Source organism: Paraburkholderia sp. XV (assembly GCF_020177535.1).
In the GTDB taxonomy this organism is placed as follows: domain Bacteria; phylum Pseudomonadota; class Gammaproteobacteria; order Burkholderiales; family Burkholderiaceae; genus Paraburkholderia; species Paraburkholderia caribensis.
This window is the reverse complement of record NZ_JAGUUD010000085.1, coordinates 22,491-39,606: the sequence shown is the minus strand read 5'-3', so window position 1 is coordinate 39,606 and position 17,116 is coordinate 22,491. Positions and strand designations below refer to the sequence as shown.

Here is a 17,116-nt window from a genome sequence, read left to right as displayed (position 1 = left end):
CCGCCCCGCACAGGGGCGACGCCTGAAGCTAGATAACGCATCGCGGATGCCAGCGCAAAAGCAAGCAGACCACCCAAGCGTCGCAGACAAAAGACCCCAAAAAAAACCACTAATTATCGAACGCAGAGAGATATTCGGCCCAATGAGGCGCCGCCTCCTGCGCCAAGGAGTTCTTCACGAGTGCGATTTCATCCGCATACTCCTCCGGCGAGAACCCACCCCGCATCAACTGAAACCGACAATAAAGCAGATAAGTATTAACGACATCCGTCTCACAGTAGTTCCGGATCTCATCGATCCGCCCCGCCTGAAACGCGTGCCACACCTGCCCGCCATCCATCCCGAGCTTGCCGGGAAAACCACACAGCTTGGCAAGCGCATCGAGCGGCGCATTCGCCCTCGCCTGATACATCGCGAGCACATCCATCAAGTCAGTATGCCGCGCATGGTATCGGCTGATGTAGTTGTTCCACTTGAAATCGCGGTCATCCTCGCCAAGATCCCAAAACCGGTTCGCGCGTATGCCATTCACCAGCGCACGGTAGTTCAGCACCGGTAAATCAAAGCCGCCCCCGTTCCACGACACCAACTGCGGCGTGTACTTCTCGATCGTGCGATAAAACGACTGCACGAGCAAAGCCTCGCCATCCGACGGCGTGCCAAGCGAACGCACCCGAAAACCATTGTCATCGCGGAACACGCATGAAATCGCCGCGACCCGCTGCAAGTGATGCGGCAGAAAATCACTGCCCGTCTTCTCGCGCCGCGCCGCAAACGCGTGCTCGGCCACTTCTTCGTCGGACATCGTTGCGGGAAGACTTTCAAGCCGGCGAATGCCGGCGACATCGGGAATCGTCTCGATGTCGAAAACCAGAATTGGAGTCATCAGTTTCTAGAGAACAGCGTCCTTTCGAACGCCATTGGACGCAAAGAAGCGCTTCAGACGCACGAGCGCCTCTTGCTGGATCTGGCGCACACGCTCGCGCGTAAGGCCCATTTCGTCGGCAAGTTCCTCGAGCGTGGCCGGCTCGATGTGATTCAACCCGAAGCGGCGCTCGATCACATGACGGTGTTTGTCCGAGAGCCGCGCGAGCCACGCGCGCGTCAACGTCTCGAGCTCGCGATGCTGCACCTCCGCATCGGGCGACTGGCTCTGGTCGTCGGACAACAGATCGAGCAGGCTGCTCGCCGGGTCGAGATCGAGCGGCGCATCGAGCGACGCCGTGTGCTCGTTCAACGCGAGGATATCGGTGACTTCGTCCGTCGTCTTGCCCGTCAGATACGCGATGTCGTCGATGCTCGCGTCGCGGCGCTCAGCCGCTTCGCCCGAATTCATCGAATTCTTTTCGAGGTGGCGCTTCGCGCGCAATACCTGATTCAGCTCGCGGATCACATGCACCGGCAGCCGCACCGTGCGCGCCTGATTCATGATCGCGCGCTCGATGCTCTGGCGAATCCACCACGTTGCATACGTCGAGAAGCGGAAGCCGCGCGTCGGATCGAATTTTTCGATCGCGTGCATCAGGCCCAGGTTGCCCTCTTCGATCAGATCGAGCAGCGGCACGCCGCGATTCAGATACCCCTTCGCGATGCTGACCACAAGCCGCAGATTGCGCTCGATCATCACCTGGCGCGCTTCGAACTCGCCCGCCTTCGCGAGGCGCGAATAACGCTGCTCTTCCTCGACGGTCAGCAGCGGCTTCACGCTGATCCGGTTCAGGTAGTGCTGGATCGTGTCAGCCGTGAGTTCGGCCTGCAAGAGCGCGCGAAAATCGTCGGCGTCGGGCGCGGAATCGTTTGCGCTCTCGCGCCCCTCGGATTCCTCGTCGCGACCCGACGCCCGCTCTTCGGAGTCGTTGGCGTTGTCGAGATCCTCGACAGTGTCGTCATCGACCTCCGAAGCGCCAACGTCGTCCACCGAAACAGGCGTGGCACGGCTCACGGACTCAGTCTCTGCTTGCGACGGGCGGCGCTTCGATTTCGGCATGGTCGTATCGCTTGGCTTATTGCGGCGGCAAATACTTCATTGGGTCGACAGGCTTACCCTGGCGGCGAACTTCGAAATGCAACATCACGCGGTCGGAATCACTGTTGCCCATTTCGGCGATCTTCTGACCTTTGGTTACCGCGTCACCCTCTTTTACCATCAAAGCACGATTATGTGCATACGCTGTGAGATACGTCGCGTCATGTTTGATGATAATGAGATTGCCGTAACCGCGCAGCCCATTTCCTGCATAAACCACCCGGCCGTCGGCGGAAGCCTTTACCGCTTCGCCCGCCGATCCGCCGATGTTCACGCCTTTGTTCTTCGAATCATCAAAGCCGTTCAACAACGGTCCGCGCACGGGCCACGCAAACGTCACGTTGCCGTTCGACGCCGTCGCGTCGCTGGCCGCGGGCGGCGGCGTGACCGGTTGTGCACCTGACGCGCCCGGCGCCGCACCGTAAATGGGCGGCTGGTTGGCCGCACCCGCCGACGGCGCCGGCTGGACGCCCGCAACTGGCGCGTTCTGCACCGCGCCGCCGCCAACGGGCGCCGTCGCGACACCCGGCACGCCCGCCACAAGCGGCGCGCCGTTCGCGCCCGTCGGCGCCACGCGCAGCAACTGGTCGACTTCGATCTGGTTCGGGTTGGTCAGGTTGTTCCACGCGGCGATGTCGCGATAGTTTTGACCGTTTTCGAGCGCGATCCTATACAAGGTGTCGCCAGGCTTCACTCGGTAGTAGCCCGGAGGCGGCGGCCCGAGCGGCGCGGCAGGCTGCGCGCCGGGCGCGGCGCCCGGCTGCGTGACAGTGCCGAGGGTGCCGGAGCGATCGACGACGGGCGCGTTATCGAGCCGCGTTGCACATGCGGCCAGGACGGACAGCATGGCCACGCAAACGCTGCGCTGAGCGACGGACAACGGGACATTCAGGCTTGTTCTTTGCATCGCGCGAAACATACTCATCGGGGTTAAATCACTCCGGATTTTAAGGGGACAAAGAAAACGCGATCAAGCCGCGATTCGCGCCACTGCGCGGGGCCCGTGCGCTCGACGAGCGTTAGCACCTGCGACTGTCCGTCCTGCGATCCGACAGGCGCCACGAGCCGCGCGCCGATGGCAAGCTGCTCGAGCAGCGCCTGCGGCACATCGAGTCCAGCCGCCGCGATCACGATCGCGTCGAACGGTGCCGCGGCGGGCAAACCGATCCGTCCGTCGCCGTAGTGCAGACGGATGTTCGGGATGCGCAGCGGACGCAGGTTCGTCTTCGCGCGCTCGTAAAGCGGCTTGATGCGTTCAATCGAATACACGTCGCGCGCGACGTGGCTCAGCACCGCCGCCTGATAGCCGCAGCCGGTGCCGATTTCCAGCACGTTCGCGAGCGTGCGGCCCTGCGCAGCCAGCTCGATCATCCGCGCGACCACGGAAGGCTTGGAGATGGTCTGGTGATGGCCGATGGGCAGCGCCGCGTCTTCGTAAGCCTGCGTGGCGAGGCCAGGATCGACGAACATATGACGCGGCACCATTGCCATCGCATCGAGCACGCGCGGGTCGGTGATGCCGTTCGTCCGCAGCCTTTCGACCATCCGCTCGCGCACGCGTTCTGACGTCAGCGTGACGGCGCTCGTCAACGCGACATTGGGCGCGCCCGTGCGCTCGAACGACGCCGTCACGGGACGCGGCAACTGGTTGCGCGCGCCGTCATTGCGGATCGTGGTTGCGCCTTTCGTATTGACGATTCCGGACGGACTTTTTGTAATCGCGGACGGGCGCGCGGACGAACCGGCCGCTTTCGCGTTCGAATTGAGGATGCCTGTCGCGCCCTTCGCGCCCGCCGGCGTTTTTGCAGCGACGGTGCCGCTCACGCTGCTGCGCGCGCGCCCTGTTGCCGGCGCGTTCGGGTTGGGTACGGCCGCCTTCGGCGCGGCAGGCTTGGCTGCAGCCGGCTTGGCCGCAGCCGTTTTCGCGCCGCGCGCGTCCGCCCGGCGCGGCTCCCGCACCAGGTCTTCGAGTCCCAGCGGAAAGCGCTTTGCGCGCTCGCCCGTCATGAAGCGCCGCTCCCGGCGCTGAGCCAGTCGCGCGCCGCGGGCAGCATAGCCGTATGGGTCAGATCGAGTTGCAGCGGCGTGATCGACACGAGGCCGTTAGCCACAGCGTGGAAGTCGGTGCCTTCGCTGGCGTCGCGCGCGCTGCCCGACGGTCCGATCCAGTAGATCGGCTCGCCGCGCGGGTTGGTCTGCCGGATCACCGGCTGCGACGGATGCCGCTTGCCGAGGCGCGTGATACGCCACTCGCGCAACTGCTCGTAAGGCAGGTTCGGGATGTTGACATTCAGCAACGGATAACCCGGCAGCGGTTGCTCGAGATAATGCGCGACGATTTCGGCGGCGACGCGCGTCGCGTCTTCGAGATGCACCCAGTCTTTGTCGACGAGTGAAAACGCGATGGCGGGCACGTTGAACATGATGCCTTCTGTCGCCGCGGCGACGGTGCCCGAATACAGCGTGTCCTCGCCCATGTTCTGCCCGTTGTTGATGCCGGACACGACGAGATCGGGCGTGTGATCGAGCATGCCCGTCAATGCGATGTGGACGGAATCGGTCGGCGTGCCGTTCACGTAGTAGAAGCCGTTGGCCGAGCGCAGCACCGACAGCGGGCGCGAAAGCGTCAGCGAATTCGACGCGCCGCTGCAATTCTGTTCGGGAGCCATCACGGTGACATCGGCGAGCGGCTTGAGCGCTTCGTAAAGCGCAGCAAGGCCTGGCGCCAGATAACCGTCGTCATTGCTGAGTAGGATTCGCATGCGGCGATTGTAACCGAGGAAACAAGGCACGCGAACGACACACAGGCCCCGCGCGTGCCTATGCTTTCATGCAGCGCGGCATGGATGCGGCTGCACGACGAAAGCGCACGGTCGTTCGCACCTGCATTACACTGCTTCGCTACAAGGGTTCGTCAAGATGGCGGCGTTTGCTTCGCTGCGGCACCCGCGTTATAGCGCGCCCGCAGCCGTACGGAGCCGGAAGCACGCTTATGAGCCGTGCATGAACCCGCGAAGCCTGCAACGCACATTCACCGATGGGAGACACGATGCGCGCAATCCGCTGCAACCAGTACGGCCCGCCCGAAAGCCTGAGCATCGAGGAACTACCCGATCTCGTGCCGCAAGCCGGCCAGATCGTCATCGACGTCAAGGCGGCAAGCGTCAACTTTCCCGACGTGCTGATCATCCAGAACAAGTACCAGTTCAAGCCGCCCCTGCCCTTCACGCCCGGCGCGGAAGTCGCGGGCATCGTGCGCGCCGTCGGCGACGGCGTCACGCAGTTCAGACCCGGCATGCGCGTGGTCGCTTACACGCAGCAAGGCGGGTTCGCCGAGCAGGCCGTCGCGGACGCTGCCGCGTGCGTGCCGTTGCCCGATGATGCCGACCTCGAGACGGCAGCCGTCTTCACCCTCGCTTATGGCACGTCGCATCACGCCGTGGTCGATCGCGCCGCGCTGAAAGCGGGTGAAACGATGCTCGTGCTCGGTGCGGCAGGCGGCGTGGGACTCGCCGCCGTCGAAATCGGCAAGGCGCTCGGAGCACGCGTGATCGCAGCGGCATCGAGCGACGAGAAGCTAGCGACCTGCGTCGCGCACGGTGCCGACGCAACCATCAACTACGCGACGGAAGACTTGCGCGAACGGATCAAGGCGCTCACGGACGGCAACGGACCCGATGTGATTTACGACCCCGTCGGCGGCAGTTATGCGGAACCCGCCTTTCGCAGCATCGGCTGGCGCGGGCGATATCTCGTCGTCGGCTTTGCGAACGGCGACATCCCGAAGCTGCCGTTCAATCTCGCGTTGCTCAAAGGCGCGAGCATCGTCGGCGTGTTCTGGGGCGATTTCGCACGGCGCGAGCCGCAACGCAATGCGGCCGCGTTCGAGCAGATGGTCGGCTGGATTCGCGAAGGCAAGCTCACGCCGCTCGTGTCGGGGCGTTATCCGCTCGAAGACACGGCGCGCGCGCTCAACGACATGGCGCAGCGGCGCGTGCTCGGCAAGATCGTGATCACGCCGTAAGCCTTCAAAACACAAACGGCGCGTAGCCTTCGCAGGTCACGCGCCGTTTGCAACGGGAACATCGGGCGATCAGAGCTTTTCGGTCTCGCCGCTCTTCGGCTGCCACTTCATCAGGCGCTTCTCCAGCGCGCCGACAATCGCATCGAGTATCAGCGCGAAGGCCGTGAGCACGAGAATGCCGGCAAACACGGTGTTGATATCGAATGTGCCTTCGGCCTGCAGGATCAGATAGCCGACGCCGCGCGCCGAACCCAGATACTCGCCCACCACCGAGCCGACGAACGCCAGCCCCACCGACGTATGCAGGCTCGAAAACACCCAGCTCATCGCGCTGGGCAGATAGACGGCGCGCAATAGCTGCTTGCGGTTCGCGCCGAGCATGCGCGCATTCGCGAGCACGACCGGGCTGACTTCCTTCACGCCCTGATAGACGTTGAAGAACACGATGAAGAACACGAGCGTCACGCCGAGCGCGACTTTCGACCAGATGCCCAGACCGAACCACACGCCGAAGATCGGCGCGAGAATCACGCGCGGCATCGAGTTGGCGGCCTTGATGTACGGGTCGAACAACGCGCTCGCGAGCGGCGACAGCGCGAGCCACAAGCCGACGCCCAGTCCGAGCACCGTGCCGAGCGCGAAGGCGAGCACGGTTTCGATCAGCGTGATCCACAGGTGCAGATAGATTTCACCGGACGCGAACCACTCCCAGATCCGCAGGAGCACTTTCTGCGGTTCGCCGAAGAAGAACGCCGCCTTGTTCGCGTCGTCGAAATAGAACGCGGGCAGCAGTGTCGGGCTCGTCAGCACGTACCAGAGCACGAAACACAGCACGAGCAGCAGCCACTGCCAGATCACGAGGTTCGCGCGGTTCGGGCGCAATGCTTTCCACATCTCAGTTGCCCTCCGGCGCGACCGTCAGTTGCTGCTGATAACCCTTGAGCACTTCGTCGCGCAGCACGCTCCAGATCTGCGCGTGCAGTTCCACGAAGCGCGGATGCGAGCGCACTTCGGCGACATCGCGCGGACGCGGCAGATCGATCGTAAACTCGCCGATCGGCCGCGTGCCCGGCCCCGCTGACAGCACCACGACGCGGTCCGACATCGCGATCGCTTCGTCCAGATCGTGCGTGATGAAGAGCACGGCCTTGCGCTTCGCGGCCCACAGGTCGAGCAGCTCGTTTTCCATCAACTGGCGCGTCTGGATGTCGAGCGCGGAAAACGGCTCGTCCATCAGGATGATGTCGGGATCGAGAATCAGCGTCTGCGCCATCGCGACCCGCTTTCTCATGCCGCCCGACAGCTGATGCGGATAACGGTCCCCGAACCCGCCGAGACCGACGCGCTTCAACCATTCGTCGGCGCGTGCGAGCGCTTCGGCGCGCGGCACATCATGGAACGACAGGCCCGCCAGCACGTTGTCGAGCGCCGAGCGCCACGGCATCAGCGCGTCGGCCTGGAACATGTAGCCGGCGCGCCGGTTGATGCCCGTGAGCGGTTCCCCGAACACCGTCACCGCGCCCGAGGACGGCTCCAGCAGCCCCGCGCCGACGTTCAGCAAGGTCGACTTGCCGCAGCCCGTCGGGCCGACCACGGAGACGAACTCGCCCGGCGCGATGCGCAGCGTCGTGTCCTTGACGGCGGTGTAGCGTTGCCCGCGCTTCTCGCGCGACGCAAACGTGCAGGTGATGTTTTCGAGCGCCAGGGCGGCAACGGTCATCGTTTGGCTCGCTTGTTTCGATGCTTCGGTGGTTCGATGTTGCAATATCGTGACGCGGCGGGGCTTGCGCCCTCACGCGTGCCGCCGGGCGCAAGCCCGGCACGGATCGAGGTTGAATCGAAGTTCAGATGGCGTTATGCCTTGACCGTCGCGAGCGCCTTCTTCACGAAGTCGTTCGTCCAGGTCTTCGACAGATCGATCGGCTTGCCTTTAATCGTGTCGTCGAAGGCCTGCAGCGTTTTCAGCGATGTCGCGGGGCCGTCGGCGGGCATCAGGCCATCGGGCGACATCGCCTCTTTCACGTGCTGCCACGCATCCAGATACAGCGCACGGTCGCCGAGCAGGTAGGCCTCGGGCACGGTGTTGATCAGCTCGGTGCCCGTCGCCGTCTGCAGCCATTTGAGCGCGCGCACCATTGCGTTGGTCAGCGCCTGCGTCGTGTTCGGGTTCTTGCTGATGAACGATTGCGAGGCGTACAGACAGCCGGCCGGCATGTTGCCGCCGAACACCGTGCGCGTGTCGGCCAGCGTGCGCGTATCCGACACGACGCGAATCTCGCCCGAGCGTTCGAGCTTGGTCATCACGGGGTCGAGATTGGCGAGCGCGTCGATCTGGCCGGACTGCAACGCGGCGATCGCGCCCGCCCCGGCGCCGACGCCGATGAACGACACGTCCTTCGCCGTCAGCCCGGCTTTGGCGAGCACGAAGCTCGCCATGATCGACGTCGACGAACCCGGCGCCGTCACGCCGATTTTCTTGCCCTTCAGATCGGCGATCGACTTGTAGTTCGCCATCGTCTTCTTCGACACGGCGAGCACGATCTGCGGCGCGCGTCCTTGCAACACGAATTCGCGGAAGTACTGGTTCTTTGCCTGCAACAGCAGCGTGTGCTCGAACGCGCCGGACACCACGTCCGCGCTGCCGCCGACAGCCGCTTTCAACGCCTGCGAGCCGCCCGCGAAATCGGAGATTTCGATGTCGAGCCCTTCGTCCTTGAAGAAATTGCGGCGCTCGGCAATGGTGAGCGGCAGATAGTAGAAGAGGTTCTTGCCGCCGACGGCGATCGCGACTTTCGACGTCTCCAGCTTGCTTTGCGCAAACGCGAGCGGCGCGCCGACGAGCGATGCGCCCGCGAGTGCCGCGCCGCCTGCGAGAAAGCTTCTTCGTTGCATGGTCCTGTCTCCGGTTTTTGTTCTGTCGCGGGCTGATCCGCCCGTCTTCGTGCGCTAGCGTGGGTGCCCGCTACACGATCTGTTGCGCGTGCAACCTTGCAATGTGGTCCGCATCATAACCCAGCGTTTGCAGAACTTCATCCGTATGTTCACCCAGTTCGGGTCCGAGCCAGCGCGTCTCGCCAGGCGTCTCCGAGAGCTTCGGCGTGACGTTCGGCAGCGTGATGTCGCGGCCGTCCTGCCACTTGAATGTCTGGATCATCTGGCGCGCGACGTACTGCGGATCGGTGAACATGTCGGCGACGCTGTAGATGCGGCCCACGGGCACGTCGGCGGCGTTCAGCACGTCGAGCGCTTCGTCGATCGTGCGGCTGGCGAGCCACGCGGCGATCGCGCCGTCGATCTCCTGCGTGCGCGGCACGCGGCCGTCGTTATGCGCGAGCGCCGGATCGTTCGCGAGATCTTCACGGTCGATCGCGAGCATCAGCCGCCTGAAGATGGGATCGCTGTTGCCGCCGATCACGATGCTGCCGTCGCGGCACGGATAGGTATTGGACGGCACGATGCCCGGCAGCGATGCGCCCGTGCGCTCGCGCACCATGCCGTACACGCCGTATTCGGGCACCACGCTTTCCATCATGTTGAACACGGCCTCGTACAGCGCGACATCGACGACCTGCCCTTTGCCGCCGTTCACCTGCCGGTGATGCAGCGCCATCAGCGCGCCGATCACGCCGTGCAGCGCCGCGATCGAATCGCCGATCGAAATGCCGATGCGCGGCGGCGGCAAGTCCGGATAACCGGTGATGTGGCGCAGCCCGCCCATCGATTCGGCAATCGCGCCGAAACCGGGACGGTCGCGATACGGGCCCGTTTGTCCGTAGCCGGACAGGCGCACCATCACGAGACCGGGATTTTCCGCCGACAGCACGTCATAGCCGAGCCCCAGTTTGTCGAGCAGGCCGGGCCGGAAATTCTCGACGACGATATCCGCTTCTTTCGCGAGCTTGCGGACGATTTCCTTGCCTTCTTCGGCCTTCAGATTGATCGTCACCGACTTCTTGTTGCGCGCCTGCACGGCCCACCACAACGACGTGCCGCCCACTTCGGGATAGAGCTTGCGCCATTTGCGCAGCGGATCGCCGCCCTTCGGATCTTCGATCTTGATCACGTCCGCGCCGAATTCACCGAGAAAGCGCGCGGCGAACGGACCCGCGATCAGCGTGCCGAGTTCGAGCACCTTGACGCCCGCGAGCGGCCCCTTGGGCTTGTCCGCTTCGGGTTTATCCGTTGGCGTTGAAGTGGATGCGCTCATGTGTCTCCTGATCTTCGTTATGCTGGCCGGGCGGTTCTGCCGTCACGCGTTGCGGTTCGGACGGCGCGCCGTTACATCGAACGCCTGTCGAGCATTGCGCGCGCGATCGTGCCCGCGTCGACATATTCGAGTTCGCCGCCCACGGGCACGCCGCGCGCGAGCCGCGTGACGGACAGGCCACGCGCCTTGAGCGTCTGGCCGAGATAATGAGCCGTCGCCTCGCCTTCATTGGTGAAGTTGGTTGCGAGCACGACTTCCTTGACCACGCCGTCCGATGCGCGCCTGACGAGCCGGTCGAAATGGATTTCCTTCGGGCCGATGCCATCGAGTGGACTGAGGCGCCCCATCAGCACGAAATACAGGCCACGGTAGGTCATGGTCTGTTCGAGCATGATCTGGTCGGCTGGCGTTTCGACGACGCACAGCAGCGTCGGATCGCGTTCGCTGTCGCTGCAGACCTCGCAGATCTGCGCTTCCGTGAACGTGTTGCATTTCTCGCAGTGCTGCAGATGCTCGGTGGCAAACAGCAGTGAGCGGCCGAGTTTCTCGGCGCCTTCCCGATCGTGCTGCATCAGGTGATATGCCATACGCTGCGCGGACTTCGGACCGACGCCGGGGAGTACGCGCAGCGCTTCGACGAGCGCCGACAAGGCGGAAGGTTGTTTCATGCTGGTACGGCGGCGTCGACGTGTAGTGGATTGAATCGCGAATGCGTTGCGGCGTGCGAAACCGCGCCGTTTGACAACCAACGGCGAACGCGCGGGCATCAGGCCATGAGGCGATGCGCCGCGCGCGACACGCCGCGCGCAATTAGAACGGCAGCTTGAATCCCGGCGGCAGCGGCAGGCCGGAAGTCATGCCACCCATTTTTTCCTGCGCGGTGGCTTCCGCCTTGCGCACGGCATCGTTGAAGGCAGCGGCGACGAGGTCTTCGAGCATGTCCTTGTCGTCGGCGAGCAGGCTCGGATCGATCGATACGCGGCGCACGTCGTTCTTGCAGGTCATCGTCACCTTGACGAGACCCGCGCCCGACTGCCCCTCGACTTCGATCTGCGCGAGTTGCTCCTGCATCTTCTTCATGTTTTCCTGCATCTGCTGGGCCTGCTTCATCAGCCCGGCGAGTTGACCTTTCATCATGGACTTGCTCCTTCGTAATAGTGGATTCGGTTGGGCGCGTGCGCGTCGGCGTAATGGGAGGCGCGGAAGGCGCGCGCGGATGTCAGTGGCCGGCCGCGCTCTGGCCGCCTTCGGCGCCCGGCGCAAGCGGGCGAACGGAACCCGGCACGATGCTCGCGCCGAATTCGCGGATCAGCGACTGCACGAACGGATCGGCGCCGATCTCGCGCTCGGCTTCCTGCTGGCGCTTCGCGCGTTCGATCGAATCGAGCACGGCGGCCGTGCGCCGCACCGGGCCGACTTCGACCTGCACATCGATTTCATTGCCCAGACGTTCGGCGAGCGCCGCCTTGAGCTTCGCGACCTGCGCGGACTCGGTGTAAAGCTGGACTGCGACATTCAGTTTGAGCGTCTTGCCCTCGACGGCCATCAGTTCGCTGTTGAACGCGAGCTGATAAGCGATGCCCTTGAGCGGCAGCGTGACGGCGAGCGCCGGCCAGTCGCCCGCGACGCCGATCGCATCGAGCGGCACGGCGGGCGGCAGCGTGCGGATGTCGACGACGGGCGCGGCTGTGGCGACAGGCGCGGCGGGCGCATTGCCTCGCCCGACCAGCATGTCGTCCGGGCCGCTGTCGAAGACGGGAATGAAGTTGTCGTCGGAAGCCGCGAAGAACGCATCGTCCGACGATGCGGGCATGTAGTCGTCGGGCGGAATGTCGTCCCACGGCGGAACGCCCGAGGCGCCCGGCGGCTGCGCGGCGCGCGCCGTCTGCGTGCGCGCGGCGCTTCCCTGCTGTGCGGCGGCCGCGGCGCGGCGCGCGGGATCGGGCGTCGGCACGCGAACGGCGACACGCGGCGCGGCGGGCTTGGCGGGTGCGGCAGGCGCCGCTGACGCGGGCGAAGCCGAGGCCGAGGCTGCACGGCCTCCTGCCGATACCTTCAGGCCCGCATTGCGCAGCACGTCGAGCGCGGCGCCCGCGCCGCCTGCGCGACGCGGCGCCGATTCGGGCTGCGTGGAGGCGTCGTCTTGCGGCGCAGCGTTGTCTTGTTGCCGGACGGAAGCAACCGGTGCATCGACATTCGCGGTCGATTCGGCGGAGCTCGAAGCCCCTGCCACCGACAGCGGCGTGACGGCGGCATCGACAGGCGCGGCCTGGATTTCAGGCGCTGGCGCTGGCGGCACGGCCGCTTCAGGAGCGGCTTGCGGCTGAACCAGCGCGGGTTCGGGTTTCGCCTCCGGGGCGACGCGCGGCGCAATCGCAACGGCAGCCGCCGGCGCCTCGCTGGCGCGAGCCTGCGGCGCGGCAGCCGCCGCCGCGACAGGCGCACCCGTGCGCTTCGCTCCAGCCGCCGGGACGCTCGAACGCCCAGCAGGCGCCACGCCGCCTCCGCCGCCGCCGTTCGGAGCCGGTTCGAACGCGAGCATGCGCAACAGCGTCATCGTGAAGCCCGCGTATTCATCTGGCGCGAGGCCCAGTTCGCTTCGGCCGATCGTCGCGATCTGATAGAACAGTTGCACCTGCTCCGGACTCAGCGCGTCGGCGAAACGGCGCAGGTCGGCGGCTTCCGGCCACTCGTCCAGCACCGACGACGGCGCGAACTGCGCCCACGCGATCTTGTGCAACAGCCCGGCGAGATCCTGCAGCGCGGTCGAGAACGACAGGCTGCGCAATGCCATTTCGTCGGCAACCGACAGCACCGCCGCGCCGTCGCCCGCGACCAGCGCGTCGAGCAGGCGGATCAGATAGCTTTGATCGAGCGCGCCGAGCATGCCGCGCACGGCTTCCTCGGTGACCTGGTTCGCCGAGTACGCGATGGCCTGATCGGTCAGCGACAGCGCATCGCGCATCGAGCCGTCCGCCGCGCGCGCGAGCAGGCGCAGCGCTTGCGCTTCGTGCGGAATGTTCTCTTCGCCGAGAATGCGCTCGAGGTGCGACACGATATGTCCTGCCGGCATCTGCTTCAGGTTGAACTGAAGGCAGCGCGACAACACGGTGACGGGAATCTTTTGCGGGTCGGTGGTGGCGAGGATGAACTTGACGTGCGGCGGCGGTTCTTCCAGCGTCTTCAACATCGCGTTGAACGCGTGGTTCGTCAACATGTGCACTTCGTCGATCATGTAGACCTTGAAGCGCGCGTCGACGGGCGCGTACACCGCGCGCTCCAGGAGCGCAGCCATTTCGTCGACGCCGCGGTTACTCGCCGCGTCCATCTCGACATAATCGACGAAGCGCCCTTCGTCGATCTCGCGGCACGCGCGGCACACGCCGCACGGCGTGGACGTGACACCCGTCTCACAGTTGAGCGCCTTCGCGAAGATCCGCGACAGCGTCGTCTTGCCGACGCCACGCGTGCCGGTAAACAGATAGGCGTGGTGCAGACGGCCGCCGTCGAGCGCGTGCGTGAGCGCGCGCACCACGTGCTCCTGTCCGACGAGCGAAGCGAAATCCTTCGGCCGCCATTTGCGTGCGAGAACTTGATAGGTCATCCGGAAATTGTATCAGCAAGACTGACGCGTAAAGACGAATCGGTAGCGTGTTCAGACAAGGCGCGACGACGCTTTGACGCTTCATTGAATTTCGCTAGGCAGGCGATAGAAGATGCCGCGTTTCGAACGACGCTGCAAAGAGAACAAACAGGGGAAGTAAAACGAGGGGGAAAAAAGGAAGGTGACGAGCCTGACCCTCGGCACTGGCGGAAAACGGCTGTGGCTGCTTCGTTCCCGACCTGACCAGGTTGACCGCACCTCCATGCGAGGAGGCCCGTCACGTCGTATTCTAACATCGCTCGTTGCGCTGCGCGAGAGGCTCGCAGACAAAACGCGCAGAAACCTCGTTCGAACTTCGCTGCGGCCCTCTTGTGTTCGCGCAGGCGAACTCCAGATAGGTAATGCCACGAGGGACCGCCACGCTTCGTATCGACACTGGCATCAACTGAATCATGTGAGGCGCGGCGCGGAAACCCTACTGTCGGAATGCGTACTATCACGACGGGCAACGCATAGCAATTTAGGCTAAACTGACGTTCAAGTGGCCCGCAAAGCCAAGCCAGCCCGCCCTCCTGAAGGTGTCCCCACGATACTTCCCGCGGTGCGTTTGATGGTTTGTCCTGTGGCGAAGCGAACGGAAAGTTTTCTGATTTTGTTGTATCGTGGCGGGCATTCAAAGCAGGCCTCGAACCGAAAGAGGTATTCACACAAATGAGCGAACACATCAAGCATATTAGCGACGCGTCGTTTGAACAGGACGTCGTCAAATCCGACAAACCCGTGCTGCTCGATTTCTGGGCGGAATGGTGTGGCCCGTGCAAGATGATCGCGCCGATCCTCGACGAAGTTGCGAAGGACTACGCTGATCGCCTGCAGATCGCCAAGATCAATGTCGACGAGCATCAATCCACGCCCGTCAAGTTCGGCGTGCGCGGCATTCCCACGCTGATCCTCTTCAAGAACGGCGCGGTCGCTGCACAAAAGGTCGGGGCATTGTCGAAGTCGCAACTCACCGCGTTCCTCGACGGCAATCTTTAATCTGCACCCGCGGACGGCACGCGCGCAGCAGGCGCGTTGCCCGGCTCGCGCAGTGCGTCGGCAATGAAGTCCCGCCACGCATGAAGCGAGCCGCATGATTCTTGTTGTCGCTGGACAACAATGACAACAAGAATCATGCGCCGACAAAGAACCGGCCGCGCAGGCTGGTTTTGGCGTGTGCTATGCTAGAATCCACAAAACGTCTAAAAGACGAGTAAGTCCTTGAGCGGTTCCGCTCACTTCTCCTCCCAGATTTCATTTCAGGTCGCACCTTCTCTGCGGGTTCTCCGTATGCATTTATCCGAGCTTAAGACTCTGCACGTGTCCCAATTGATCGAGATGGCCAATGGTCTCGAGATCGAAAGTGCGAACCGCCTGCGCAAGCAGGAACTGATGTTCGCCATTCTAAAAAAGCGCGCCAAAACGGGCGAAACGATCTTCGGTGACGGCACTCTCGAAGTGCTGCCAGACGGCTTCGGCTTCCTGCGCTCGCCGGAAACCTCGTATCTCGCCAGCACGGACGACATCTACATCAGCCCGTCGCAAATCCGCCGCTTCAACCTGCATACGGGCGACACGATCGAAGGTGAAGTCCGCACGCCGAAGGACGGCGAGCGCTACTTCGCGCTGGTGAAGGTCGACAAGGTCAACGGCCAGCCGCCGGAAGCCTCGAAGCACAAGATCATGTTCGAGAATCTGACGCCGCTGCACCCGAACAAGGTGCTGCTGCTCGAACGTGAAATGCGTGGCGAAGAAAACGTCACGGGCCGGATCATCGACATGATCGCGCCCATCGGCAAGGGTCAGCGCGGCCTGCTCGTCGCGTCGCCGAAGTCCGGCAAGACCGTGATGCTTCAGCACATCGCGCATGCCATCAAGCAGAACCATCCGGACGTGATCCTGTTCGTGCTGCTGATCGACGAACGTCCTGAAGAAGTGACGGAAATGCAGCGCTCGGTGGCGGGCGAAGTCATTGCCTCCACCTTCGACGAACCGGCCGCGCGTCACGTGCAGGTCGCCGAAATGGTGATCGAAAAAGCCAAGCGCCTCGTCGAAATGAAGAACGACGTGGTCATTCTGCTCGACTCGATCACCCGTCTCGCACGCGCCTACAACACGGTTGTCCCCGCATCGGGCAAGGTGCTGACGGGCGGTGTCGACGCGAACGCGCTGCAACGTCCGAAGCGCTTCTTCGGCGCGGCCCGTAACATCGAGGAAGGCGGTTCGCTGACCATCATCGGCACGGCGCTGATCGAAACGGGCAGCCGCATGGACGACGTGATCTACGAAGAGTTCAAGGGCACGGGCAACATGGAAGTGCACCTCGAGCGGCGTCTCGCGGAAAAGCGTGTCTATCCGTCGATCAACCTGAACAAGTCCGGCACGCGTCGCGAAGAACTGCTGATCAAGCCCGAGATCCTGCAAAAGATCTGGGTGCTGCGCAAGTTCATCCACGACATGGACGAAGTCGAAGCGATGGAATTCCTGCTCGACAAGATCCGCCAGACGAAGAACAACGCCGAATTCTTCGACATGATGCGTCGCGGCGGCGGCTAAATAACCGTCGAGGTTCGCATTCACCAAAAGCGCCTGCTTCCGAGCAGGCGCTTTTTTTATCTTCGCGCCCGGCGCCTGCGCAAGCGACCATGCGAACCCGCGCCTATCTCTATAATGCTTCACGTCCCGCCGACCAGTGAAGCATCCCCATGCCGATCGCCGACTCCCCCGTTCTGTTGACCGTTCGCGACGCCGCCGAACGCCTGGCCGTCACGCCGCGCACGCTCAAATACTACGAAGAGCGCGGGCTCGTCACGCCCAGCCGCAGCGAGGGCCGCTATCGTCTGTACGACGAGGAAGATCTCGAACGTTTTTCGCGCATCCTGCGTTTGCGCGCGCTAGGTTTTTCGCTGGCGGGCATTACCGAAATGCTGAAGCGGCCGCTCGAAAACACCGAAAGCGGACGCCGCGGCTATTCGATGGAATCGTTGCAGCAGATACGCGACGGTCTCGCGCAGCAGGTCGAGTCGCTCGATGCGCGGATCGAATCCGTGCAGCGCGAACTGAAGGAAGCGCAGAAGCTCAAAGCCGAACTGAGCGACGATCTGGATTACGTGCAGCGCCGTCTCGCCGGCGAGAGCGCCGACGAACTGATCCGGAAGCGGCGCGCATCGGCCGCGTTGAAGCGCGCCAAAGGCACGAAAGCCTGAACGCGGCAGG

16 protein-coding genes and 1 other RNA gene are annotated in these 17,116 nt (G+C 63.8%); 4 read left to right on the top strand and 13 right to left on the bottom strand.

Annotation, left to right across the window (positions count from 1 at the left end):
• Positions 1-109 precede the first annotated feature (109 nt).
• The 5 genes from KFO72_RS30275 to surE are packed head-to-tail and all read right to left on the bottom strand — an operon-like array spanning position 110 to position 4,788.
• Positions 110-886, bottom strand: a complete 777-nt coding sequence (locus tag KFO72_RS30275) for a 3'-5' exonuclease (RefSeq protein ID WP_054930418.1) — start codon at positions 884-886, stop codon at positions 110-112.
• A gap of 6 nt (positions 887-892) precedes the next feature.
• A complete protein-coding gene (gene rpoS, locus KFO72_RS30270; RefSeq protein WP_054930417.1) occupies positions 893-1,987 on the bottom strand; it encodes an RNA polymerase sigma factor RpoS in 1,095 nt (364 codons plus the stop codon).
• 16 nt (positions 1,988-2,003) lie between these two features.
• On the bottom strand, positions 2,004-2,951 hold the full coding sequence (locus tag KFO72_RS30265; RefSeq protein ID WP_060600730.1) for a peptidoglycan DD-metalloendopeptidase family protein: 948 nt from the start codon (positions 2,949-2,951) through the stop codon (positions 2,004-2,006).
• A gap of 5 nt (positions 2,952-2,956) precedes the next feature.
• A complete protein-coding gene (locus KFO72_RS30260) occupies positions 2,957-4,033 on the bottom strand; it encodes a protein-L-isoaspartate(D-aspartate) O-methyltransferase (protein WP_225033677.1) in 1,077 nt (358 codons plus the stop codon).
• Positions 4,030-4,788 carry a 5'/3'-nucleotidase SurE gene (gene surE, locus KFO72_RS30255; RefSeq protein WP_054930414.1) on the bottom strand — a complete coding sequence of 253 codons (759 nt, stop codon included), beginning with the start codon at positions 4,786-4,788 and terminating at the stop codon, positions 4,030-4,032. The genes KFO72_RS30260 and surE overlap by 4 nt, the downstream gene beginning before the upstream one ends.
• A gap of 287 nt (positions 4,789-5,075) precedes the next feature.
• On the opposite strand from surE, the gene KFO72_RS30250 reads away from it, so the two are divergent.
• Positions 5,076-6,050 (top strand): NADPH:quinone oxidoreductase family protein, encoded by a 975-nt coding sequence (locus tag KFO72_RS30250; RefSeq protein ID WP_225033676.1) that lies wholly within the window; start codon positions 5,076-5,078, stop codon positions 6,048-6,050.
• A gap of 69 nt (positions 6,051-6,119) precedes the next feature.
• Here the strand turns inward: KFO72_RS30250 and KFO72_RS30245 are convergent, their stop codons facing one another.
• The 8 genes from KFO72_RS30245 to ffs all read right to left on the bottom strand — a co-directional run bounded on the left by KFO72_RS30245 (position 6,120) and on the right by ffs (position 14,140).
• Positions 6,120-6,944, bottom strand: coding sequence for an ABC transporter permease (locus KFO72_RS30245; RefSeq protein ID WP_054930413.1), 825 nt, complete (start codon positions 6,942-6,944; stop codon positions 6,120-6,122).
• 1 nt (position 6,945) lies between these two features.
• Complete coding sequence (locus KFO72_RS30240; protein WP_036005071.1) at positions 6,946-7,770, bottom strand: ABC transporter ATP-binding protein; 825 nt, start codon at positions 7,768-7,770, stop codon at positions 6,946-6,948.
• A gap of 134 nt (positions 7,771-7,904) precedes the next feature.
• Positions 7,905-8,942 carry an ABC transporter substrate-binding protein gene (locus KFO72_RS30235; RefSeq protein WP_060600724.1) on the bottom strand — a complete coding sequence of 346 codons (1,038 nt, stop codon included), beginning with the start codon at positions 8,940-8,942 and terminating at the stop codon, positions 7,905-7,907.
• 70 nt (positions 8,943-9,012) lie between these two features.
• Positions 9,013-10,257 carry a CaiB/BaiF CoA transferase family protein gene (locus KFO72_RS30230; RefSeq protein ID WP_060600721.1) on the bottom strand — a complete coding sequence of 415 codons (1,245 nt, stop codon included), beginning with the start codon at positions 10,255-10,257 and terminating at the stop codon, positions 9,013-9,015.
• Between the two features lie 71 nt (positions 10,258-10,328).
• On the bottom strand, positions 10,329-10,925 hold the full coding sequence (gene recR, locus KFO72_RS30225; RefSeq protein WP_036005062.1) for a recombination mediator RecR: 597 nt from the start codon (positions 10,923-10,925) through the stop codon (positions 10,329-10,331).
• Between the two features lie 142 nt (positions 10,926-11,067).
• Entirely contained in the window at positions 11,068-11,394 is a 327-nt protein-coding gene (locus tag KFO72_RS30220) for a YbaB/EbfC family nucleoid-associated protein (protein WP_006048866.1), read from the bottom strand.
• A gap of 82 nt (positions 11,395-11,476) precedes the next feature.
• On the bottom strand, positions 11,477-13,861 hold the full coding sequence (dnaX, locus tag KFO72_RS30215; RefSeq protein ID WP_225033675.1) for a DNA polymerase III subunit gamma/tau: 2,385 nt from the start codon (positions 13,859-13,861) through the stop codon (positions 11,477-11,479).
• Positions 13,862-14,041: 180 nt separating this feature from the next.
• An RNA gene (gene ffs, locus KFO72_RS30210) (signal recognition particle sRNA small type) lies at positions 14,042-14,140 on the bottom strand.
• 432 nt (positions 14,141-14,572) lie between these two features.
• On the opposite strand from ffs, the gene trxA reads away from it, so the two are divergent.
• The 3 genes from trxA (at position 14,573) to KFO72_RS30195 (ending at position 17,106) form a co-directional block, all read left to right on the top strand.
• Complete coding sequence (gene trxA / locus KFO72_RS30205; RefSeq protein ID WP_007586494.1) at positions 14,573-14,899, top strand: thioredoxin TrxA; 327 nt, start codon at positions 14,573-14,575, stop codon at positions 14,897-14,899.
• Between the two features lie 291 nt (positions 14,900-15,190).
• A complete protein-coding gene (rho, locus tag KFO72_RS30200; protein WP_036005054.1) occupies positions 15,191-16,456 on the top strand; it encodes a transcription termination factor Rho in 1,266 nt (421 codons plus the stop codon).
• 149 nt (positions 16,457-16,605) lie between these two features.
• Complete coding sequence (locus KFO72_RS30195) at positions 16,606-17,106, top strand: MerR family transcriptional regulator (RefSeq protein WP_225033674.1); 501 nt, start codon at positions 16,606-16,608, stop codon at positions 17,104-17,106.
• Positions 17,107-17,116: the final 10 nt, after the last annotated feature.